Here is a 532-nt window from a genome sequence, read left to right on the forward strand (position 1 = left end):
AAACATCGTAAAGCCGCTAAAAATGTACTGGTATTAGTCTTGCTTATCGCGGGACTAGGCAGCGCTGCCTCTGTCAATGCGGCAGAAAAGACCTATCATCATCGTGATGAAGTACGTAATCATGCGGTTGAATTAGGGGGTACAACCCATGTGTTCCACTTAGCCGCTGAGGGTGATTTCGAAAACGATGTGACACCAACCCCTGTTACTTACAAGATGACATTCGATAGCAATGGCGGTTCAGCCGTTACATCAGTAACAGATATTGCGGAGGGTGCAACAGTCATTGAACCAATCGCCCCAAGCAAAACAGGTTATACTTTTGATGGTTGGTACGAACAGTCTGATTTTTCAGAAACAGCTTGGGACTTTGCGACAGATAAAATGCCAGCCAAAGACGTTACGCTTTATGCCAAATGGACGCCAACAACTTACGCAATTTCTTATGAATTGAATGGTGGCACAAATTATCCTAGCGCCATTACTAGCTATACAATAGAGTCACAAACGATTACTCTAGGTACACCAAGTA

The 532-nt window shown here is 44.0% G+C and carries 1 protein-coding gene; it reads left to right on the top strand.

The genetic code is table 11. The annotated features are described in order from the left end of the window. Positions 1-532, top strand: a 532-nt coding sequence (locus RR45_RS10945; protein WP_143465097.1) for an InlB B-repeat-containing protein, incomplete at both ends; no start/stop codon positions are given.

Origin of the sequence: Pseudolactococcus chungangensis CAU 28 = DSM 22330, assembly GCF_002441885.1 — a bacterium.
Classification (GTDB): Bacteria; Bacillota; Bacilli; order Lactobacillales; family Streptococcaceae; genus Pseudolactococcus; species Pseudolactococcus chungangensis.